The organism is Marinobacter sp. CA1 (assembly GCF_020546665.1).
Taxonomy (GTDB): domain Bacteria; phylum Pseudomonadota; class Gammaproteobacteria; order Pseudomonadales; family Oleiphilaceae; genus Marinobacter; species Marinobacter xestospongiae.
On the sequence record NZ_CP071785.1, the window covers coordinates 4478330 to 4498618 of the forward strand.

Here is a 20289-nt window from a genome sequence, read left to right on the forward strand (position 1 = left end):
CGATGTTGAAGATTGTCATTGTGATCATGATGATTGCCGTCCTGATCAGTCTGTTTACCGGGCTGGTGTTCCTGATCCGCGATGGCGGTAAAACCAACCGGGTGGTTAACTCCCTGGCGGTGCGGGTGGGCCTGAGCCTGGCGCTACTGGCGCTTATCCTGGTGTCGCTGTGGCACGGCGACCTCAGCCTCAATCCCACCCCCTGACCGGCAGTGCCTAGAGAATGTAGACAAAGACAAACAGCCCCAGCCACACCACGTCGACAAAGTGCCAGTACCAGCTCGCCGCCTCGAAGCCGAAGTGTTTCTCTGCGGTGAAGTGGCCCTTGAAAATCCGGATCAGCATGATGGTCAGCATCAGGGTCCCCAGCATCACATGGGCCCCGTGGAACCCGGTGAGCATGAAGAAGGTACTGCCGTAGATGCCGGACGACAGCGTCAGGTCCAGCTCGGTGTAGGCGTGAACATACTCTTCCGCCTGCAACGCCACGAACGCCAGCGCCAGCACAATGGTGGCCGCCAGCCACAGCTTGACCTTGCCGCGATGCCCCTGTTTGAGGCCGTGGTGGGCCACGGTCACGGTGAACGACGACGTCACCAGCAGGATGGTGTTCACCAGCGGCAGTCCCCAGGGACCGATCACCTCGGAGGGTCCCGGGTAAGCCTGCGGATCGGGGTTGTTGAGCAGTGGCCAGGTGGCCTGAAAGCCCTCCCACAGCATCTGTGAGCTGCCGCGGTCACCCTCACCACCGAGCCAGGGCACCGCAAACACCCGGGCGTAGAACAGGGCGCCGAAGAAGGCGGCGAAGAACATCACTTCGGAGAAGATGAACCAACTCATACCCCAACGGAACGAGCGATCCATCTGATCGCTGTAGAGTCCGGCCCGGCTTTCGCGAATCACGCTGCCAAACCAGCCAAACAGCATGTAGGCCATGATCAGGCTGCCCACCAGGAAGATCCACCAGGAGCCGGTGGTGGAGTTGCCCTGGGACCCGTTCACCATGATCGATGCCACCCCGTACAGGGTGACCCCCAGCCCGACCGTGGCGATGATCGGCCACTTGCTCTGGGCGGGAACGTAGTAGGTCTGGTCAGTTGCCATGCCTGCCTCCGACGGTTTAGCCGTTATTGTTGGTGTTGTCCTGCCCACTGCCGGAGACCGCCTGCAGCTCGCTCTGATCGTACAGGGTGTAGGACAGGGTCAGTTTGCGGATGTGTTCCGGCAATGCCTTGTCAACAATGAACACCAGCGGCATCTGCACGGTTTCACCCGCTGCCAGGGCCTGCTGGTTAAAACAGAAACACTCGGTTTTGTGGAAATACAGGGTGCCTTCGGCTGGAGCCAGGCTGGGCACGGCCTGCCCCACCATCGGATCGGTGGTGGGGTTTTCGGCGTAGAAATTGACGGTGGTGGGCTCGCCCGGGTGCACGGTGATGCTGCGGGTCACCGGCCGAAACACCCAGGGCATGTCAGGGCCGTTCTGGGCGATGAACTGAACGGTCACAGTGCGGTTGGCGTCGGTCTCCTCATTGCCGCTGGCCTGATAGCGGCCAGCGGTCTTGCCGTTGATGCCGGTGATGTCACAGAAGACGTCGTACAACGGCACCATGGCGAAACCAAAGGCAAACATCCCCATCACGCCGGCGAGGCACCAGCCGATCACCCGGGCATTGGAGCGCCGGGGTGGCTGCGGGTTGGGCTGCGGTGTGTCGCTCATGACCGGTTCCTCCGTGGGCGGACCGTTACTTGACCTCGGGCGGGGTGCTGAAGGTGTGGTAGGGCGCCGGTGATGGCACCGTCCACTCCAGCCCTTCGGCACCGTCCCAGGGCTTGGCCGGCGCCGCCTCACCACCACGGACGCACTTCACCACGATCAGCAGGAACAGCAGCTGGGTGGCCCCGAACATGAAGGCACCGATGCTGGATACCATGTTGAAGTCGGCGAACTGCAGGGCGTAATCCGGAATCCGCCGGGGCATGCCCGCCAGTCCCAGGAAATGCATGGGGAAAAAGGCCAGGTTCATGCCGATGAACGAAAGCCAGAAATGGGTCTTGGCCAGAGTCTCGTCGTACATGTGACCGGTCCACTTGGGCAGCCAGAAGTAGGCCGAGGCGAAGATGCCGAAGATGGCTCCGGGGACCAGCACATAGTGGAAGTGGGCCACCACAAAGTAGGTGTCGTGATACTGGAAGTCCGCCGGGGCGATGGCCAGCATCAGCCCGGAAAAGCCGCCGATGGTAAACAGGATGACGAAAGCCACGGCAAACAGCATGGGTGCCTCAAAGGTGAGGGAACCGCGGAACATGGTGGCCACCCAGTTGAACACCTTCACCCCGGTGGGCACCGCAATCAGCATGGTGGCGTACATGAAGAACAGCTGCCCGGCGATGGGCACCCCCACGGTAAACATGTGGTGGGCCCAGACCACAAAGGAGAGCAGAGCAATGGCACCCACCGCGTAGACCATGGAGGCGTAACCGAACAGCGGTTTACGGGAGAACGCCGGAATGATGTGGGACACCGCCCCGAACGCCGGCAGGATCATGATGTAGACCTCGGGGTGGCCGAAGAACCAGAACACGTGCTGGAACAGCACCGGATCACCACCGCCGGAGGCATCAAAGAAACTGGTACCGAAGTTGATGTCCATCAGCATCATGGTGACCACACCCGCCAGCACCGGCATCACCGCAATCAGCAGGAACGCGGTGATCAGCCAGGTCCAGACGAACAACGGCATCTTCATCATGGTCATGCCCGGGGCCCGCAGGTTGAGGATGGTAGCGATGACGTTGATCGCCCCCATGATCGAGGAGATCCCCATGATGTGGACGGCAAAGATAAAGAAGGTCGTGCTCGGCGGGCCGTAGGTGGTGGACAGGGGGGCGTAGAAGGTCCAGCCGAAGTTGGGGGCTCCGCCCTCCATGAACAGGGTGGACACCAGAATCAGGAACGCACACGGCAGCAACCAGAAGCTCCAGTTGTTCATCCGCGGCAGAGCCATGTCCGGGGCGCCGATCATCATTGGCAGCATCCAGTTGGCCAGACCGACAAAGGCCGGCATGACCGCCCCGAACACCATGATCAAGCCATGCATGGTGGTCATCTGGTTGAAGAACTCCGGCTGCACGATCTGCAGCCCGGGCTCAAACAGCTCAGCCCGGATCACCATCGCCATGGTGCCGCCCAGCAGGAACATAGCGAAGCTGAACACCAGGTACATGGTGCCAATGTCTTTGTGGTTGGTGGTCAGCAGCCACCGGCTGATGCCCCTGGCAGGACCGTGATGATGTTCCCCGGCATGGGTATCGATAACCGCACTCATGGAAGACCCCCCGTTACCACCGGCCCAGCGGTGGCGTTTGTCCATCGGTTACTGCTGGTTCTTGTAGTCAAACACCTCTTTGGGCGTCACCATTTCCCCGGTGTTGTTGCCCCAGGCGTTGCGCTCGTAGGTGATCACCGCCGCCAGGTCCACCTCACTGAGCTGCTTGCCAAAGGCCTGCATGGCAGTACCGGACACCCCGTTAACCACCACATCCAGATGCGCCGCCATGTCCTCGGTAACGATGGCGCTGCCCTTGAGAGCCGGGAAGGCTGGTGGTGCGCCGGAACCGTCAGGCTGGTGACAGGCGGCACAGGCAGTGGCGTAGACACCTTCACCCCGAGCTACCAGCTCATCCAGGGTCCAGTCCTTCTGGGTCAGCTCGCGCTCTTTCTCAGCCGCGGCCACCTGATCGGCCACCCAGGTGTCGTACTCGTCCTGGGGCACCGCCTTCACCACCACCGGCATGAAGCCGTGGTCCTTGCCGCACAGTTCGGTGCACTGGCCGCGGTAGATGCCGGGCTCGTCGACACGGGTCCAGGTCTCGTTGATAAAACCGGGGATGGCGTCTTTCTTGACCCCGAACGCCGGTACCCACCAGGAGTGGATCACATCATTGGCCGTTACCAGGAAGCGCACTTTCTTGCCCACCGGGATCACCAGCGGGTTGTCCACATCCAGCAGGTAGTTCTCGGATTTTTCGGTGCGGTTGTAGATCTCGTCACGGGACGTGGCGAGGTTGGAGAAGAAGCCGAAGTCATCGTTGATGTAGTCGTAACGCCACTTCCACTGATAGCCGGTGATCTTGATGTCGATGTCCGACGCTTCGGTGTCGTACATGTCCACCAGGGTGGCGGTGGCGGGGATGGCCATGGCCACCAGGATCGCGAACGGAATCAGCGTCCAGAGGATCTCGACCACGGTATTCTCATGGAAGTGGGCCGGCTTGTGGCCCTCGGACTTGCGGTGAGCCAGAATCGACCAGAACATCACCCCGAACACCACCACCCCAATGATCACGCAGATCCAGAGGATGGTCATGTGGAGGCTGAAGATGTCGTTGCTGGTTCCGGTCACCCCCGGGGTCATGTTCAGGGTCCAGTCCGCCCGGGACCAGACCGGAAACAGTAACCCGGCAGCGAGTAAACCCGCCCGCTTCGCGTGCACGCCCATAGCCTTTCTCCGTAGAGTTCTATGGAGCCCTGAGCGTCCACTGGCGTTGCCGGTCGCATCCCGCTGATCGGTTTGCGTGACCCAGCGGCTCCTTATTCTTGTTCGATATTCCCTCTCACCGGCCACAGGCGGAAACCGCTCGTACTGACGGAACCGGCGAGGAAGCCTGCTCACGGATTAACCAACCCTGAGTATAGACAGGGGGTTGGGAAATGCTAAAAATTGGGTAAACGGAATATGACTATTAACACTGTTTTTTTATAACCTGAGCTTCTAGGCTACCGCCGTTCCACTTCGCCACCCCGAGACCGTCGCCCCATGTCCCAAACCGGCCTTTTCCCCCTGCGCCTGCCGGCGGTCGACCGTCGTCTTTGGGCCCTGGCCTGGCCATTGATGCTGACCAATCTCACGGTGCCCCTGCTGGGGCTGGTGGATACCGCCGTGCTCGGCCATCTGGACCAGCCCGACTACCTTGGTGCGGTGGCCATCGGCGCCAACCTGTTCACCCTGCTGTACTGGACCTTCGGCTTCATGCGCATGGGCACCACCGGGCTGGCAGCCCAGGCCTACGGCCGCCGCGATGACTTTGAGCAGACTGCGCTGCTGGTACGTTCACTGGTGCTGGCACTAACCATTGGCGGCCTGCTGATCCTGCTGCATCAGCCGCTGATCCGGCTTGGTCTATGGCTGATGAACCCCAGTCCGGAGGTCACCGAACTGGCCCGCGACTACGCTGCCATCCGCATCTGGAGCGCCCCGGCAGTGCTGTGCCAGTACACCCTGGTGGGCTGGCTGATCGGCACCCAGTACCCTCGCGGGCCAATGCTGATGCTGATTGCCGCCAATACCCTCAACATCCTGCTGGATCTGCTGTTCGTGACGGTTCTGGGCTGGTACAGCAACGGCGTGGCCCTGGCCACCGTGGCAGCGGAGTACACCGCCTCCGGCCTCGGCTTCTGGCTGGTGCTGCGACGGGTGCCGGCAGGCCAGCGACTGGGCCGGGCGCTGCTGGGCCAACTGGCGGACTACCGCCGCATCCTCCAGGTCAACCGCTATATCCTGGTGCGCACCGTCACCCTGCTGCTGGTGCTGGCGTTCTTTACCGCCCAGGGCGCGCGCCAGGGCGATGTGGTCCTCGCCGCCAACGCAGTACTGATCACCTTCCTGATGGTCATCTCCAACGGCCTGGACGGCTTCGCCAACGCCGCCGAGGCGATGGTCGGGGAACGGGTGGGGCAGGGCGATCGCGACGGTTTCTACATCGTCTGCCGCAGCGCGCTGCGCTGGACCTTATGGGGGTCGGTGCTGTTTACCGTGGTGTTCGTGGCCGCCGGCCCCTGGCTGATCAGCCTGCTCACCAGCATCGATTCCGTGCGCCACACCGCCTGGCACTACCTGCCCTGGCTCTGGTGTCTGCCGCTTGCTGCCATGGGCGGGTTCCTGCTGGACGGCATCTTCATTGGCGCCACCCGCACCCGGGAGATGCAGAACACCATGCTGTTCTCGGCCCTGGTGGTGTTTCTGCCGCTGTGGCGGCTGACCACCGACTGGGGCAACCATGGGCTGTGGTTTGCGCTCATTGGTCTGATGCTGGCCCGGGCCGGCAGCATGGCCTGGCTGTTCCATCGGCATCACCAAAATGAAACCTGGTTCACATAAACCGCCGCGACAGGCAGTTTGGTGAAAACCAACTACACTTGCTTCAGGAGGCCAGCAACCAGTTCTGGAAACGGCCCGACGGCAGGCATGACGTGGTAGCCAGCCCGTTCGCCTGGAGCATCGACAGCACCGAACAAGGGGAGGCGCCTTGCGACCCTACTCCGTTCAGTTAACGGCATCTCCTGATATGACACCAGCAGTAGTGCTCGACATCATTGACCAGGCGCGTCGGCAGGAAGCCCGTTCCGGTGAGTTTTTCCGGCTTTTGAGACTCAAGGCGGAAGAGCTGCCTGACAGCATCGTCGTGGAGGGTTACCAGCCCGCCACCTGCCTGTTCCAGTTCGCCCTAGAGTACATCGAGATGGCGCCCCGGCTGATCGACTTTGTCGATACCTGCGCCAGCGATGCCGGCTGTGCCGATCTGTTCGTCCCGTTCATCGACGCCGCCACCCGCTACTTCACCCAGCCGTCGCCGCTGCTGGCCCGCTACGAGGGCCTGGACAGCCTGCTGGTGCGCTCCTATCTGTGCCACCGGCTGATGGAGGAAATGTATGAGAACAATCGTTCCACCCGCTCCAGCCAGCTGGTGGACATGGAGGCCACCCGGGCCAACCTGTTGGTACATCAGCTGATTGGGGAGCCATTCTCCAACGAGCTGGATCAGTCCATCGTGGTGACGGTGATGCAGATTGCCGGCACACCGGATTACTACGAGCTGGACCTCAATCCCTTCGTCCAGCAGGCCCGCCAGGACGCCTGGGACTGGATGCGGGACTACTGGGAGAACCTGTTGGTCCGCAACCACATCCGCTTCTCCCTGGGAACGCCCTGACCCCCGGTCCCGACAGGAAGCCGACGGCCATGACACCACCGCCCATGCGCACCAGCCGATGCGGCCTCTTGCTCCTGTGCTGGCTGTTGTTGGCAGCTACCTGGTCGGCCACGGCACTGGCCAGTGGTCTGACCCTGCGCTTTGTCGACGCCGGCAGCGGTGAACCGGTGTCGGACGTGGTGGTGGTCGCGGTCTCACCGTCGGAACCCAACCCGGTCAAGGCCGAAATCGAGCAGCGCGACCGCCAGTTCCGGCCCGGAGTGCTCACCGTACCGGTCGGATCAACCGTGGACTTTCCCAACCGCGACGACACCCAACACCACGTCTACTCCTTCTCACCCGCCAAACCGTTCGAACTGAAACTGTACGCCGACCGGCCCGAGGCCCCCATCCGCTTCGATACTACCGGCGTGGTGGAGCTGGGCTGCAACATTCACGACCACATGCAGGGGTTTGTGCTGGTGACCGAGGCCGTTCAGTCCTGGCGCTCCGGCGCCGCCGGGCTGGTCACCCTGCCCAGCCCCAAGGCACCGCTGACCCTGCGCTACTGGCATCGGCGGCTGCCGGACAACACCCGGTTCCAGCCACTCACCCTGGGTGAACCGTTGCCCGCCCACCATCGGATCGCCCTGGAACTGCAACCACCACCCCCGGCCAACAACGCTCTCGACCGGCTGCAACAGCGGTTCCGGGAGCTGTAGATGCTGAGGGTGGGGGAGATCGGATTCCGCGGCCGGCTGGTGCTGACGCTGACGACCCTGGTCATCCTGGTGGGGTTGTCCATTGGCGTGCTGACCATGGTGCAGCTGTTTGAAGATGAGAAACAGCGGGCCATCACCCAACTGACCGTTGCCGAGCGGGTGGTGAAGGCGGTGCTAGAGAACCGCGCGGACACCCTCCAGAGCCAGCTTGAACTGGTGAGCCAGGACTTCGGCTTCCGCACTGCCATTGCCAGCGGCGAACGAGCCACCCTCGACAGCGCGCTGGCCAACCACAGCCAACGCGCCGGAGCCGATCTTGCCCTGGTACTGGACCGCGACAACCAGCTGCTGGCAGCCACCCAGGCCCTGGGGCCGAAGCTGCCGACTCCCTTCCTGACGCTGTTGGACACCACCGTGCCTCCGGCAAACAATCGCGGCTTTCTGGCCTGGGGCGGCGACGGCTACGAGATGCTGCTGATCCCCATTGAAGCGGCCGGACTGCGGGCCCGACTGCTGGCGGGATTCAAGCTCAATGCCGCACTCACCAGCAACATTCGCCGGCTGGCCGGCACCGACATCGCCTTTCGCCACCATGACCACTCAACCGGCATCGATCAGCTGCTCGCCAGCAGCCTGGCCAACCTACCACCATTGCTGCACAGTCACGAGCGTGACCTGCCCCACAACGATATCCATTTCTTCCAACGGCTGATTCATCTGGGACAAACCGGGGATGAGGACTTTGACGCCATTCTGATGATCGATCGGCGGGACGCCCTGAACAGCTATCGCCAGCAGGCCATCAAGATCTCGGCACTGATCGGCACCAGTCTGCTGCTGGCCATTGTGATTGCGGTGCTGGCGGCCCGGGCACTGGGTAAGCCGATTCTGTCCCTGGCCCGCTACGCCGCCGACATTGGCGACAACCTCAACCCACGGGCACCGGCCACCCCAAGCTACGGTGAACTGGCGGTACTGGAAGACACCCTGGAGAAGATGCAGCGCAAGATCCTGCAGCGGGAACAGCGCATCGAATTTGCCGCCAGCCATGACGAGATCACCGGCCTGCTCAACCGACTGGCCATGGTGCAGGCGCTGCGCAAACGCCTGGAAAAAGGCGATGAGGTAACGGTGGTGGGCATGTCGGTACAGGCCCTGAGCGAGATCAACGATACCCTGGGGCTGAGTTTCGGTGACAAAGTGCTGACAGCCACCGGGTTGCGCCTGCAAAGCCAGGTGCCACCACCGGCAATCTTTGCCCGCACCGGGGCCAATGAGTTCGTCGCGCTGCAGGAGCGGCTCGACGGCCACCGTCTGGAAAACCTGATCAAGGCTCTCAAAGCCAATGCCGAACAGCCGCTGCAGATCGAGCAGACCCCGTTCTCGGTGCAGTGCCGGTTTGCGGTGCTCCAGGTCCCACGGGATGCCACCACCGTGGATGAAATTCGCCGCCGGCTCAACCTGACTCTGGAAGCCGCTGGCCATCGCAGCGACCGGGTGGCCTTCTACACCCCCGGCGAGGACGAGTTCCGGCTGCGGGAGCTGCGGCTGATCCAGGAGCTGCAAAGCGCCATCCGCAACGACGGCCTGCACATGCATTACCAGCCCAAGGTGGCATTCGACAGTGGCGAGCTGGTGCAGGTGGAGGCGCTGGTACGGTGGGTGCACCCGGAATATGGCTTCATCTCACCGGACGAGTTCATCCTGCTGGCGGAACGGTCCGGCCAGATTCACGAGCTGACCCGCTACATCCTCGGCCAGATTGCCCGCGATGCCAGCCAGTGGTGGTATCGCGGCCTGCAGATCGGCCCTGCCATCAACCTGTCGGCACTGGACCTGTCCCGTCCCGAACTGGTGGACGACGTGCTGGCCATCTTCGCCAACTATCCCGGCGGGCTGTCGTCCGTGACCATGGAAGTCACCGAAAGCGCGGTGATGGAGGACACCGTCACCGCCCTGGAAACCCTCACCCGGCTGCGCAAGGCCGGGGTGAAACTGTCCATCGACGATTTCGGCACCGGGCATTCCTCGCTGTCCCAGTTACGCAAGCTACCGGTACAGGAGCTGAAGATCGACAAATCCTTTGTGCTCGATTTGCAGGAAGACGATCAGGATCAGTGGATTGTCCGCTCCACCATCAACATGGCCCACGGCCTGGGGCTGCGGGTAGTGGCGGAGGGTATTGAGAACCTGACCAGCTGGCAGCTGCTGCAAAGCTGGGGCTGTGACCTGGGGCAGGGCTATTTCCTGGCCCGCCCCATGCCGGCGGATGAGCTGGCCGGCTGGGTACGAACCCTGGCGGAGAGCCGCGATGCCCTGATCCCCCACACCAACACCGAGCCGACGGAGTCCGACTCATGACGGCCTTTCGCCTGGTGCTTGCCTGCCTGACCCTGCTGCTGAGCACCGCCGGTCAGGCCAGTCCGGGCAGCCGGCTGTGGGCCACCGGGGGCGTCACCACCATTGACGGCAGTGCCGGCGGTGGCCTGGTGCCCTGGGCCCTGCTCAGCGGTTACGCCAGTGACCGCGAATGGGGCGGTACTCTGGCGTTGTCCCGGCTGGAAAGCGACGACTACAGCCTCGATGTGGCCGCCGCCTCATTCAACTGGCGTAACCGCCTGGAGCTGAGCATCAGTCGCCAGACCCTGGACCTGGACAGCCTGGTCTTCGCCCTCAAGGAGGGTTTCGGCCTGGAGCAGGACCAGCTGCGCCAGGACATCGTCGGTGCCAAACTGAGGCTTTGGGGAGACGTGCTCTACAGCCCCCTGGGGCAATGGTCCCTGGGCCTGCAGCACAAACGCAACCGGACCTTCCTGGTGCCCGAAGCCATCGGCGCCCGGGACGACCAGGGAACCGATGTCTACCTCAGCGCCAGCAAACTGCTGTTTGCCGCGGTGCTCGATCGCAACCTGCTGCTCAACGCTACGGTGCGGGCCACGCGGGCCAATCAGGGCGGTCTGCTGGGGTTTGGCGGTGACCGTAACAACGACCATGAACTGATGGCCGAGGCCAGCGTCGGGGTGTTCCTGAACCGGCACTGGCTGGTGGGCCTGGAATATCGCCAGAAGCCCGACAACCTGACGTTCGCCGACGAGCAGGACTGGTGGGACCTATTCCTGGCCTGGGTGCCGGACCGCCGGCTGGCGGTCACCGCCGCCTGGGTCGAGCTCGGTGACATTGCCGGCCTGCAGCACCAGCAAGGTGCCTATGTGTCGCTGCAGGCCAGCTTCTGACCGCCACCAAGCCGGAGGACGCCATGACCCCCATTCGCCCCTGGTTGCTGATCCTGATGCTGGCCGTCACGGCAGGCTGCCAGGCACCGACCGCGACGCCGGACGACACCCTCTATCAGGATCTGGGTGCCCGCGGCGGCATCGCCGACGTGGTGGAGGAGTTGCTGTACCTGATCGTTGACGACGACCGCATCAACCGCCAGTTCCGCGGCCTCGACGTGGCCAGCTTCCACCGCCACCTCACCGACCAGTTGTGTCAGCTCGCCGGCGGCCCCTGTACCTACAGCGGTCGCGCCATGCGCCCCCTGCACGCCGACATGGCCATCACCGACACCGAGTTCAACGCGCTGACGGAGAACCTGGTGCTGGCGATGGAACGCAACGGCATAGCCACCGGCGTCCAGAACCGGCTGCTGGCGCGGCTGATCGCGCTTTATCCGGAGGTTCGTAATCTTTGACAGCCAAGACGCCCGCGGTAAGCTAGACAGGTCTATAACCCTTCACTGCGCCGCCGTCACTAGGAGACCCCCTTGCTGGATAACGCCGATCTGGGAAAACTGATCATTCGCCTGACCCTGGGCTGCCTGCTGCTGTTCCACGGCATTGCCAAGCTGCTCAACGGTGTTGGTTTCATCGAAGGCCAACTGGCCAGCCATGGTCTGCCGACCGTGCTTGCCTACGGCGTCTATATTGGCGAGATCCTGGCGCCGTTGATGGTGATCCTGGGCTACCAGACCCGCATCGGGGCACTGATCATTGTATTCAACATGCTGGTAGCCATCGCGCTGGTCCACACCCATGAGCTGCTGGCGCTGAGTCGCAGCGGGGGCTGGGCGCTGGAGCTGCAGGGCTTCTTCCTGTTCACTGCATTGGCGGTGATTTTCCTCGGCCCCGGTCGCTACAAACTGAAGAACTGAGCAAGGCCATCATATTATGACCCCATCCGTCGCCATCGGCCGCTACCGCCACTATAAGGGCCGGGATTACGAAGTGCTGGGCGTGGCCCGTCACAGCGAAACCGAAGAGCCACTGGTGGTCTACCGCTGCCTCTACGGTGACCACAGCCTGTGGGTCCGCCCGCTGGCGATGTTCCGGGAAACCGTGGAAGTCGCCGGCGAACTGGTGCCACGATTCGCTTACCAGGGACCCATGCTGAACCCCGGAGCCGACTGAACGGCCCACCGCCCCCGCTTTGACTCGCGGGGGCAAATCCTGCACATTACCGCCCCGTCACTTTTGTCCACGGGGCCCGCCGGCACGGCCAAGGCTCCGACCAACACCCGGAGTCTGCCATGAATGCCGTTGTTGCCGCGGTCGGGATCATGCTCATACTGAGCCTGTGCCGCATTCACGTCGTCGTTGCCCTGATCATCGGCGCCATTGCCGGTGGCCTGATCAGCGGCCTGTCTCTCGAAGCCACCATTGACGCCTTCAACAGTGGTCTCGGCGGTGGTGCCACGGTGGCGCTGTCCTACGCCACCCTGGGCGCGTTCGCCGTGGCCATCGGCAAGTCCGGCCTGGCCCACGCCCTGGCTGACAAGGCCCTGACGCTGGTGGGCCGCCAGGATGACGGCAAGGCGGTTACCGGTATCCGCCTGCTGATCGTGGGCCTGCTGATCGCCGTGGCGATGTCGTCCCAGAACATTCTGCCGATCCACATTGCCTTTATTCCGCTGGTGGTGCCGCCGCTGCTGTACGTGATGGCGAAACTGCGGATGGATCGCCGGCTGGTGGCCTGCGTCCTGACCTTCGGCCTGATCACCCCCTACATGTTCCTGCCGGTCGGTTTCGGTGGCATCTACCTGAATGAGATCCTGCTGGCCAACGTCAACGACAACGGCGTTGCCACCGACGGTCTCAATGTCATGTCCGCCATGGCGCTGCCGGCCCTGGGCATGCTCACCGGCCTGCTGGTGGCGGTGTTTGTCAGCTACCGCGGCAACCGCGACTACGACCTGGAGGCCATTGGCCAGACCGAGCGGGTAGACGTCAGTTACAGCGGCCGCACCCTGGTGATGGCACTGGTGGCCATTGTCGCCGCGTTCGTGGTGCAGCTGTGGCTGGGCTCCATGATCCTCGGCGCGCTGACCGGCTTTGTGCTGTTCAACCTGTCCGGCGTGGTGAAGTGGAAGGAGGCCGACGACCTGTTCACCGAAGGCATGAAGATGCTGGCGATGATCGGTTTCATCATGATCGCCGCTTCCGGCTTTGCCGAGGTGATGCGGGAAACCGGCGAAATCGCCTCACTGGTGGAAGGCTCGGTCGCAGCCATTGGTGACAACAAGGCGCTGGCTGCCTTGCTGATGCTGGTGGTGGGGCTGCTGATCACCATGGGGATCGGCTCGTCGTTCTCCACCATTCCCATCATCGCCGCCCTGTACGTGCCGCTGGCCCTGGAGATGGGCTTCAGCCCGCTCGCCATCCTGGCACTGGTGGGCACCGCAGGCGCCCTGGGGGATGCCGGTTCCCCGGCGTCGGACTCCACCCTCGGCCCCACCGCCGGCCTCAACGTCGACGGCCAGCACAACCACATCTGGGACACCGTGGTGCCCACGTTCCTGCACTACAACCTGCCGCTGCTGGTGTTTGGCTGGCTCGCGGCAATGGTGCTCTGACGCACCAGTGTCCCGATGGCACTGGCGGTGGATCGCCGTCAGTGCCATCGGGACCAGCTGTCCAGGGAGCTATCAACGAGTCTCTATAAACCCGACAGAAGAACTCCCTAGTCCTCCTGGCCGGCCTTAAAGAACACCACCTGTTTGACAGTGTGATCGTCGCGGTTGCTGCGCTGGTTGACCCGGGTATCGAGTTCGGCGACCTCGGCCTCACTCTGCTTGTCGTGGTAGCCGCAGGCTACGCATTCGCGGAACTGGCCATCGTCGTTGCTGTACATCACAATCTTGTCCATCTCCGCACAGCGGGGACAGACCGCGCCGGCGATGAATCGTTTGGGGCTCGCCATCAGTCTGCTCTCATCAGTTGGTGTGGTCTGCCCGGGCCCGGCACCAAGGCCGGGCCCGGAATCTCAGGCGGCGTCGCCGGTGATGCCGGACTGCCGCAGCAGGGCGTCCACTTCCGGCTCGCGACCGCGGAACGCCTTGAACAGGGCCATCGGTTCCTGTGACCCGCCTTTTTCCAGAATGTTCGCCAGGAACGAGTGGCCGGTCTCCGGATCGAAGATGCCGTGCTCCTCGAACAGCGAGAAGGCGTCCGCCGCCAGCACCTCCGCCCACTTGTAGCTGTAGTAGCCGGCCGCGTAGCCGCCGGCAAAAATGTGGGAAAAGCTGTTGGGGAAGCGGTTGAAGGCCGGGGACTCCACCACCGCGATCTCACGACGCACCTGACGGTGCACTTCCAGTGGCTGCACCGGCGACTGGGGATCAAACTCGGCATGGAGCCGGAAATCGAACAGCGAGAATTCCAACTGCCGCACCATCTGCATGCCGGACTGGAAATTCTTCGCCGCCAACAGCTTGTCCAGCAGTGCCTGGGGCAGGGGCTCACCGGTCTCGTGGTGGCTGGCAATCAGTGCCAGGGACTGCTGATCCCAGCACCAGTTCTCCAGGAACTGGCTGGGCAGTTCCACCGCGTCCCAGGCGACGCCGTTGATACCGGATACGTCCGCCACTTCCACCTGGGTCAGCATGTGGTGCAGGCCGTGGCCAAATTCGTGGAACAGGGTGGTGACCTCGTCGTGGGTCAGCAGCGACGGCTTGCCATCCACCGGCGGGGTAAAGTTGCAGGTCAGGAAGGCCACCGGCAGCTGCAGGTGGCCCTGCTGGTTGCGCCAGCGGACCCGGCAATCGGCCATCCAGGCACCACCGCGTTTGCCCTGACGGGCGAACAGGTCAAGGTAGAACCAGGCGATGGGCTGACCGTCGCGGCTGATGCGGTAGGCGTGAACGTCCGGGTGCCAGGTTTCCACTTCGGGCTGGGCCTCAATCTGCACACCGAACAGCTTCTCAGCCACCGCGAACAGGCCCGGTACCACCTTGTCCACCGGGAACCAGGGCCGCAGGGTTTCCTGGGAGATGTCGTAACGCTGCTGACGAAGCTTCTCGCTGTAGTAGCCGATGTCCCAGGCTTCCAGTTCCTCCACCCCGTAGGTGTCACGAACAAACGCCTTCAGCGCCGCCACGTCCTGCTCCGCCACCGGCTTGGAGCGGGCCGCCAGCTGGTTGAGAAAGTCCATGACTTCGTCAACGCTACGGGCCATTTTGGTGGCCAGCGAGCGTTCGGCGTAGTTGTTGAACCCCAACAGCTGGGACTGGGTGTGGCGGCGCTTGAGAATTTCCGCCATCACCTGGGAGTTGTCCCACTTGCCAGCGTCCGGTCCCATGTCGGAAGCGCGGGTAACAAAGGCCTCGTAGACGCGACGACGCAGATCACGGTTATCACCGTAGGTCATCACCGGATAGAAACTGGGGAAATCCAGGGTGATGACGTAGCCGTCCAGGTCGCGCTGACGGGCCGCCTGACGGGCACCCTCGATGGCGGTTTCCGGCACCCCGGCCAGCTCTTCCACGTCGGTAATGTGGCAGTACCAGTGCTGGGTGGCGTCGAGAACGTTGTCACTGAACTTGTTGGACAGCTCCGCCAGTTCCCGCGACAGGTGGGCGTAACGCTGCTTCTGCTCGTCCGGCAGATCGACACCGCCAAGTCGGAAATCCCGCAGGGTGTTCTCAATCGCCTTGCGCTGGTCCGGGTGCAGCTCGGCAAAATCCTCCCGCGCGGCCAGGGCCTTGTAGGCGCCACACAGCTCGGTGTTCTGGCTCAGCTCGGTGCCGTACTCGGTGATCTTCTCGAGGCAGTTCTTGTAGGCCTGGCGGGTGTCATCGCTGTTCATCACCGCATTGAGGTGGGAGATCACCGCCCAGGCGTTGTTGAGGCGATCATCGAGCGCCTGCATCGGCTGGGCCAGGGTGTCCCAGGTCGGCTCCTGCTGTTGCGCCAGATCCTGGATCTGCATCCGGTTGTCACTGAGAATCTGGTCGATTGCCGGCTCCATATGCTCGGTGCGGATGCGGCCAAAGGCTGGCAGCAGGTCGTCGGTCAGCAGTGGGTTAGTCATAGGTCCCCTTCTCAGTGCTCGTATTGTCAGGTAATTTGATTGCCATCCGGCCACCCGTTTCCGGGGCGCCCGACTCCACAGGAATACAGAGGTATATGTAATGGCGAATGTCCGTTCTCACAAGGGTACCACGCCACAGTTTGGCGCACGCACCTGGGTCGATCCCAGTGCGGTGGTGATCGGCGATGTGGTGTTGGGGGACGATTGCTCGGTGTGGCCGATGACGGTGATTCGCGGTGATATGCACCAGATTCGCGTCGGCAACCGCTGCAGTCTGCAGGATGGTTCCGTGCTGCACATTACCCACGCCAGCGACTACAACCCCGGGGGCTGGCCGCTGATTCTGGGTGATGACGTCACCGTTGGCCACAAGGCCCTGCTGCATGGCTGCACCATCGGCAGCCGGGTGCTGGTGGGCATGGCCGCGACCATCATGGACGGCGCGGTGGTGGAGGACGAAGTGATTGTGGCGGCTGGCTGCCTGGTGCCACCGGGCAAGCGCCTGGCCTCCGGCTACCTGTACGTCGGCTCCCCCTGCAAGCAGGCCCGGGCACTGACGGAGAAGGAGCGTTCCTTTTTCAAATACACCGCCGCCAACTACGTCAAACTGAAGGACGAGTACCTCGCCGACGGCGAGACCCCATCCTTCGGATAAAACCACGGGGTGGGTAACCACCCCGCGTCCATTCCGTTACTCCCCGTCTGCTTCCGGGGCCGGACGGTGGCTCATGGCGTCAATCCAGATCGGGTTGGAGAACGCCTGTTTGCCCTCGCTGTCTTCCACCACGACGGCGTAGAAGGTGTCGCTTTCGACGGTGATATCGAATTCGGCCCGGGCCTGGGTCGGCGCATCGTCAAACTCACGCTCGGCCACCACCTGGCCGCCATCACCAATCAGCTGGATCGCCGCCAGGCCGTTGGCGGCCGCCAGATCAAAGCCCAACGTGGTCTGCTCGCCCTCAGGGTAGGTCAGATCCTCGCCGAACAGGTGATCCGGATACACCAGCGGACCAAAGGTCACGAAGGCATGGCCGTCCCGCAATGACGCCACAAAGCTCTCCGCACTCACTTCACCAGCCACCTGGGCATAGGCCCGCACCGAACCGGAACGGTGCTGCCAGACGTCGTGGACATCGGAGCCGGCGCTGAGGTAAACCCGCTCACCATGGCTCCAGTGGTCCCAGGCCTTGCGCAAGGTCTTCTCATACTCGCCTTCGGCGTTGATCTCCATCAGGTCAAAACGGGGGAAGTAGCCACCGGTGGCGGTGCCGTTTTCCAGATTGGTGTAGTAGCCGTACTTGATGTACGGATGGTTGACCTGAATGGCGTCGGCACCCAGCGCGTCACGCTGGGCAATGATGTCCTGGATCGGCGCTTCACCGGAATTGATCTGGTAGTCCGCGTTCGGGTCGATGGGGTAGGGATTGAAGTGGCCCCAGGACGCCGAGATCTCGATCGACGGGATGAACGGCACCCCACGGGCGGCCGTCAGACGTGCGGCCTCAGCCAGGTTGCGGGTGGTGTCGTGGTCCAGCAGCAGTACCAGGTCCAGGCCGGCGGACAGCTCGGAGCGGATGGCGTACTCCGGCGGCGTGAAACCGTCCAGCACATCGGAGTGGTGGTGCATGTCGGCGGAGTACCAGTCACGGCGGTTGGGTGCGGTGTTCTGGTGAATGTCCACCACCTCGTTGGCGGTCTCTCCGGAGCTGACCTGCACCTGCGCACGGGTGGCCTGGCTGAGGAAGTTCTCACCGTGGGCGACCTCAAACACATAGTCCCCCGGCGCAATGGCCACTTCCCGCTGGCCAACCTCGTTGAGCTCGGTGAAGTAGGTGGTCTTGCCCAGGAAGCCCACCAGTGGCATCTGGCCCTCGCGGATGGTCAGGCGCGCGTCCCGCGGCTCGCCGCTGGTGCTGTCCTGAACCTGGAACCGCACCTTGCCCGGCGCTTGCACGTCGTTGAAATCCACCTGCTGCCGGCCATCGGCGGTCACCGTGATCGCCACCGGTGTGCTGTCGGCGTGACTGCGCGCGGTGGCGTAGAGCTGATAGTCGCCAGCCGGCAGCTGCAGCTGATAACGGCCCTGATCCCCCAGAGCCCAGGCATAGGGCTGACCATCACGTTCCACCACGATCACCGGGGTGGTCACCGGATCACCGCTGGCGGTTTCCACCTGGCCAGACACCTGACCGGCCGGCAGTGCCTTGCGTTCCACCTCGGCGGCAACGGCGCGGGCAATACTGCCATCCGGCAGCACCTGAACCCAGCCTTCAAAAGTGCGGGACGCTCCCGGAGCCAGATCGTGCTGCAGGTACAGGTCGCGGGCGTCGTAATCGATGTGGCTCATGTAGGGGGCGTGCAGGACAAAGCCCCAGTCCTCATCGTAGGCGGCGGACCAGTCGGCGAAAGCCTGGTCGGTCGGACCCTCCTCGGTGCCGTGCATGCCCGCCGGGCCGAACAGGTGACCACCGTCCGGCCACATGACGTAACCCGAGAGGATGTCGTCGTAGGCCTTGTCACTGTCGTTGGCCATTTCGGTGACCACGTGAATGCGGTCCGACCCGGCCGCCAGGGTGTAGGTGGTGGTCAGCTGGACGCCTTCCCAGTCACGGCGAACTTCCACCACGCCCCGCTCAGGGCCGTCCTCGACGATGGTGAATTCCTGGTAGGTGGTGGGCCAGCTGGACCAGTTGTTGGGGATGAAATCAATCAGCGACACCTTGTCCCGGGCCGGCTCGCCGTTGTGCACCGGCGCCGCATCGATAATGCCACCCGGTGCCACGCCCCAGGGCGGAGCCGAATCAACGGCGATGGACGCCACCAGGTGATCGTTGCGGAGCTGGATATCGGTGCTGGCGGTGGCATCACCACTGCGCAGGGGCGTGGGTCCGCGTTCAACCGAAACTCCGGCCAAGGTCTGGCAACCGGCAAGGGAAAGACCCAGGGTCACACCCAGGGTTCTCGCCGTCGACTTGAATGCTGTCTGCATGAAATCTTCTCCTAGCCTACGTGTGTTGGCGGGCCGTGTTGGCATCGTTGTTATTGCTTGGTGGCAGCCCGAACGACAGGCAGGGTACGAGGCATTGAACGGTCGTTCAATGTTGACAAACGGAAATATTGATTAATCGTTCAATCAAAATAAGGGCAGATTAGTGCATTTTCGACGCAGAACCATTCCTTGATGTCGATCAAATATCAGCCATTGAAAAGTCCGCAAACCGTTCCTATAACCCCCTTAGACACGGTTCACGGAGTCCGTCCAGTAGGCGCCACTGTGATGGGGCTGTTCCGGGAACGAAGCTGATGTCTGACACAACGATTTCAGATTCGTAGGAGGAGTTTCATTATGAGCAACATTACCCGCTGGAACCCGATGGGCGAGTTCGAAGACCTGTTCGACCGCTACCATCGCTACTTCAACCTGCCCCGCACCAACGGCGAGCGGGAAGGCATGTTCAGCCGCAGTGACTGGGCACCGGCGGTGGACATCAAGGAAACCGAGTCCGCCTTCACCATCGAGGCCGAGCTGCCCGGCATGAGCCGGGAGGACGTCAAGGTTACGGTCCACGATGGGGTACTGTCGATCCAGGGCGAACGCCGCAAGGAAGAGGAGACCGGTGACAAGAAGCACCACCGGGTGGAACGGGTGTTTGGCAGCTTCACCCGACGGTTCACGCTGCCGGACAACGTCGATCAGGGCAACATTGGCGCCAGCTTCAAGGACGGTGTGCTGACGCTGACCCTAAACAAGGTGGAACCGCCCGAGCCCAGGGCCATCGAGGTGGACGTGCACTGATCCACCACGGACCGGGGAGCCCCTGCGGGCTCCCCATCGATTCGATCAGGCGTCGGCCAGCTGTGCCGATGTCTTCGCTCCAGCCTGCTTCAGTGAGGCTACATAGGCGGCACTGCGCCGGTGTTCGGCAATATGGTCGAGAATGGTCTGACCTTCGCGGTTACGGGCGTTCAGGTCCCGGCCGGCATCGACAAAGAAACCCACCAGGCGCTCGAAATCCCCTTCCCGCAGGGCCTGATAGGCCCGGATCAGTACGAAAAAATCGGCGTTGTCCTGGCTGTCGTAGGGGCTCAGGTCGAGGAATCCGCGAATGCGCTCGTCGCTCAGTTCCTCACCAATGACCTTGGGTTGCTCGGGTCCACTCATGGATACTCTCTATCAGCTGTCGTGTTCGATTGGCGGCTGCATCTCATTGTGCAGTATGAAAATACCAGGGGCGACAGTATACCGGCCAGTTACCGGTGGGGTTATATGAATTGCGTCTGAGCACCTGAC

Annotated in this window: 20 protein-coding genes; 12 read left to right on the plus strand and 8 right to left on the minus strand. The window is 62.9% G+C overall.

Features of this window, described 5'->3' with window-relative positions; all coding sequences use genetic code 11:
* Positions 1 to 2 precede the first annotated feature (2 nt).
* Positions 3 to 206, plus strand: coding sequence for a twin transmembrane helix small protein (locus J2887_RS20480; RefSeq protein WP_227172975.1), 204 nt, complete (start codon positions 3 to 5; stop codon positions 204 to 206).
* Positions 207 to 216: 10 nt separating this feature from the next.
* On the opposite strand, the gene J2887_RS20485 is transcribed toward J2887_RS20480, so the two are convergent.
* The 4 genes from J2887_RS20485 to coxB are packed head-to-tail and all read right to left on the minus strand — an operon-like array spanning position 217 to position 4502.
* Positions 217 to 1104, minus strand: a complete 888-nt coding sequence (locus J2887_RS20485) for a cytochrome c oxidase subunit 3 (RefSeq protein WP_227172976.1) — start codon at positions 1102 to 1104, stop codon at positions 217 to 219.
* 16 nt (positions 1105 to 1120) lie between these two features.
* Complete coding sequence (locus tag J2887_RS20490; protein WP_227172977.1) at positions 1121 to 1720, minus strand: cytochrome c oxidase assembly protein; 600 nt, start codon at positions 1718 to 1720, stop codon at positions 1121 to 1123.
* A 25-nt stretch (positions 1721 to 1745) separates the two neighbouring features.
* Positions 1746 to 3329 (minus strand): cytochrome c oxidase subunit I, encoded by a 1584-nt coding sequence (ctaD, locus tag J2887_RS20495; protein WP_227176184.1) that lies wholly within the window; start codon positions 3327 to 3329, stop codon positions 1746 to 1748.
* 48 nt (positions 3330 to 3377) lie between these two features.
* Positions 3378 to 4502, minus strand: coding sequence for a cytochrome c oxidase subunit II (gene coxB / locus J2887_RS20500; protein WP_227172978.1), 1125 nt, complete (start codon positions 4500 to 4502; stop codon positions 3378 to 3380).
* Positions 4503 to 4820: 318 nt separating this feature from the next.
* On the opposite strand from coxB, the gene J2887_RS20505 reads away from it, so the two are divergent.
* The 9 genes from J2887_RS20505 (at position 4821) to J2887_RS20545 (ending at position 13542) form a co-directional block, all read left to right on the plus strand.
* Positions 4821 to 6161, plus strand: coding sequence for an MATE family efflux transporter (locus J2887_RS20505; protein WP_227172979.1), 1341 nt, complete (start codon positions 4821 to 4823; stop codon positions 6159 to 6161).
* Between the two features lie 187 nt (positions 6162 to 6348).
* A complete protein-coding gene (locus J2887_RS20510) occupies positions 6349 to 6993 on the plus strand; it encodes a hypothetical protein (RefSeq protein ID WP_227172980.1) in 645 nt (214 codons plus the stop codon).
* A gap of 29 nt (positions 6994 to 7022) precedes the next feature.
* Entirely contained in the window at positions 7023 to 7694 is a 672-nt protein-coding gene (locus tag J2887_RS20515; RefSeq protein ID WP_227172981.1) for a methylamine utilization protein, read from the plus strand.
* On the plus strand, positions 7695 to 10055 hold the full coding sequence (locus J2887_RS20520; protein WP_227172982.1) for an EAL domain-containing protein: 2361 nt from the start codon (positions 7695 to 7697) through the stop codon (positions 10053 to 10055).
* Positions 10052 to 10927: a DUF3034 family protein gene (locus J2887_RS20525; RefSeq protein ID WP_227172983.1), complete on the plus strand. Its 876-nt coding sequence runs from the start codon at positions 10052 to 10054 to the stop codon at positions 10925 to 10927. Before J2887_RS20520 ends, J2887_RS20525 begins: the two co-directional genes overlap by 4 nt.
* A 23-nt stretch (positions 10928 to 10950) precedes the next feature.
* The gene (locus J2887_RS20530) at positions 10951 to 11385 is read left to right on the plus strand and encodes a group I truncated hemoglobin (RefSeq protein WP_227172984.1); all 435 of its coding nucleotides are present in this window, start codon (positions 10951 to 10953) and stop codon (positions 11383 to 11385) included.
* 72 nt (positions 11386 to 11457) lie between these two features.
* Positions 11458 to 11844, plus strand: a complete 387-nt coding sequence (locus tag J2887_RS20535) for a DoxX family protein (RefSeq protein ID WP_227172985.1) — start codon at positions 11458 to 11460, stop codon at positions 11842 to 11844.
* A 16-nt stretch (positions 11845 to 11860) separates the two neighbouring features.
* A complete protein-coding gene (locus J2887_RS20540) occupies positions 11861 to 12100 on the plus strand; it encodes a DUF1653 domain-containing protein (protein WP_227172986.1) in 240 nt (79 codons plus the stop codon).
* A gap of 119 nt (positions 12101 to 12219) precedes the next feature.
* Positions 12220 to 13542 (plus strand): Na+/H+ antiporter family protein, encoded by a 1323-nt coding sequence (locus J2887_RS20545; RefSeq protein ID WP_227172987.1) that lies wholly within the window; start codon positions 12220 to 12222, stop codon positions 13540 to 13542.
* A gap of 107 nt (positions 13543 to 13649) precedes the next feature.
* Here J2887_RS20545 and J2887_RS20550 read toward each other — a convergent pair whose 3' ends face one another.
* Positions 13650 to 13889 carry a YheV family putative zinc ribbon protein gene (locus J2887_RS20550; protein WP_227172988.1) on the minus strand — a complete coding sequence of 80 codons (240 nt, stop codon included), beginning with the start codon at positions 13887 to 13889 and terminating at the stop codon, positions 13650 to 13652.
* Between the two features lie 63 nt (positions 13890 to 13952).
* Positions 13953 to 15998, minus strand: coding sequence for an oligopeptidase A (gene prlC, locus J2887_RS20555; RefSeq protein ID WP_227172989.1), 2046 nt, complete (start codon positions 15996 to 15998; stop codon positions 13953 to 13955).
* A gap of 100 nt (positions 15999 to 16098) precedes the next feature.
* Between prlC and J2887_RS20560 the strand changes: the two genes are divergently transcribed.
* Complete coding sequence (locus J2887_RS20560; RefSeq protein ID WP_227172990.1) at positions 16099 to 16653, plus strand: gamma carbonic anhydrase family protein; 555 nt, start codon at positions 16099 to 16101, stop codon at positions 16651 to 16653.
* Between the two features lie 36 nt (positions 16654 to 16689).
* Here the strand turns inward: J2887_RS20560 and J2887_RS20565 are convergent, their stop codons facing one another.
* Positions 16690 to 18987 carry a CehA/McbA family metallohydrolase gene (locus J2887_RS20565; protein WP_227172991.1) on the minus strand — a complete coding sequence of 766 codons (2298 nt, stop codon included), beginning with the start codon at positions 18985 to 18987 and terminating at the stop codon, positions 16690 to 16692.
* 357 nt (positions 18988 to 19344) lie between these two features.
* Between J2887_RS20565 and J2887_RS20570 the strand changes: the two genes are divergently transcribed.
* On the plus strand, positions 19345 to 19794 hold the full coding sequence (locus tag J2887_RS20570) for an Hsp20/alpha crystallin family protein (RefSeq protein ID WP_227172992.1): 450 nt from the start codon (positions 19345 to 19347) through the stop codon (positions 19792 to 19794).
* A 45-nt stretch (positions 19795 to 19839) separates the two neighbouring features.
* Here J2887_RS20570 and J2887_RS20575 read toward each other — a convergent pair whose 3' ends face one another.
* On the minus strand, positions 19840 to 20160 hold the full coding sequence (locus J2887_RS20575; RefSeq protein WP_227172993.1) for a PA4642 family protein: 321 nt from the start codon (positions 20158 to 20160) through the stop codon (positions 19840 to 19842).
* Positions 20161 to 20289 lie beyond the last annotated feature (129 nt).

What these genes read in the sequence shown, in the direction of transcription:
- J2887_RS20480 (WP_227172975.1), top strand. Translation starts at nt 3, where the DNA reads ATGTTGAAGATTGTCATTGTGATCATGATGATTGCCGTCCTGATCAGT.
- J2887_RS20485 (WP_227172976.1), bottom strand. Translation starts at nt 1,104, where the DNA reads ATGGCAACTGACCAGACCTACTACGTTCCCGCCCAGAGCAAGTGGCCG.
- J2887_RS20490 (WP_227172977.1), bottom strand. Translation starts at nt 1,720, where the DNA reads ATGAGCGACACACCGCAGCCCAACCCGCAGCCACCCCGGCGCTCCAAT.
- ctaD (WP_227176184.1), bottom strand. Translation starts at nt 3,329, where the DNA reads ATGAGTGCGGTTATCGATACCCATGCCGGGGAACATCATCACGGTCCT.
- coxB (WP_227172978.1), bottom strand. Translation starts at nt 4,502, where the DNA reads ATGGGCGTGCACGCGAAGCGGGCGGGTTTACTCGCTGCCGGGTTACTG.
- J2887_RS20505 (WP_227172979.1), top strand. Translation starts at nt 4,821, where the DNA reads ATGTCCCAAACCGGCCTTTTCCCCCTGCGCCTGCCGGCGGTCGACCGT.
- J2887_RS20510 (WP_227172980.1), top strand. Translation starts at nt 6,349, where the DNA reads ATGACACCAGCAGTAGTGCTCGACATCATTGACCAGGCGCGTCGGCAG.
- J2887_RS20515 (WP_227172981.1), top strand. Translation starts at nt 7,023, where the DNA reads ATGACACCACCGCCCATGCGCACCAGCCGATGCGGCCTCTTGCTCCTG.
- J2887_RS20520 (WP_227172982.1), top strand. Translation starts at nt 7,695, where the DNA reads ATGCTGAGGGTGGGGGAGATCGGATTCCGCGGCCGGCTGGTGCTGACG.
- J2887_RS20525 (WP_227172983.1), top strand. Translation starts at nt 10,052, where the DNA reads ATGACGGCCTTTCGCCTGGTGCTTGCCTGCCTGACCCTGCTGCTGAGC.
- J2887_RS20530 (WP_227172984.1), top strand. Translation starts at nt 10,951, where the DNA reads ATGACCCCCATTCGCCCCTGGTTGCTGATCCTGATGCTGGCCGTCACG.
- J2887_RS20540 (WP_227172986.1), top strand. Translation starts at nt 11,861, where the DNA reads ATGACCCCATCCGTCGCCATCGGCCGCTACCGCCACTATAAGGGCCGG.
- J2887_RS20545 (WP_227172987.1), top strand. Translation starts at nt 12,220, where the DNA reads ATGAATGCCGTTGTTGCCGCGGTCGGGATCATGCTCATACTGAGCCTG.
- J2887_RS20550 (WP_227172988.1), bottom strand. Translation starts at nt 13,889, where the DNA reads ATGGCGAGCCCCAAACGATTCATCGCCGGCGCGGTCTGTCCCCGCTGT.
- prlC (WP_227172989.1), bottom strand. Translation starts at nt 15,998, where the DNA reads ATGACTAACCCACTGCTGACCGACGACCTGCTGCCAGCCTTTGGCCGC.
- J2887_RS20560 (WP_227172990.1), top strand. Translation starts at nt 16,099, where the DNA reads ATGGCGAATGTCCGTTCTCACAAGGGTACCACGCCACAGTTTGGCGCA.
- J2887_RS20565 (WP_227172991.1), bottom strand. Translation starts at nt 18,987, where the DNA reads ATGCAGACAGCATTCAAGTCGACGGCGAGAACCCTGGGTGTGACCCTG.
- J2887_RS20570 (WP_227172992.1), top strand. Translation starts at nt 19,345, where the DNA reads ATGAGCAACATTACCCGCTGGAACCCGATGGGCGAGTTCGAAGACCTG.
- J2887_RS20575 (WP_227172993.1), bottom strand. Translation starts at nt 20,160, where the DNA reads ATGAGTGGACCCGAGCAACCCAAGGTCATTGGTGAGGAACTGAGCGAC.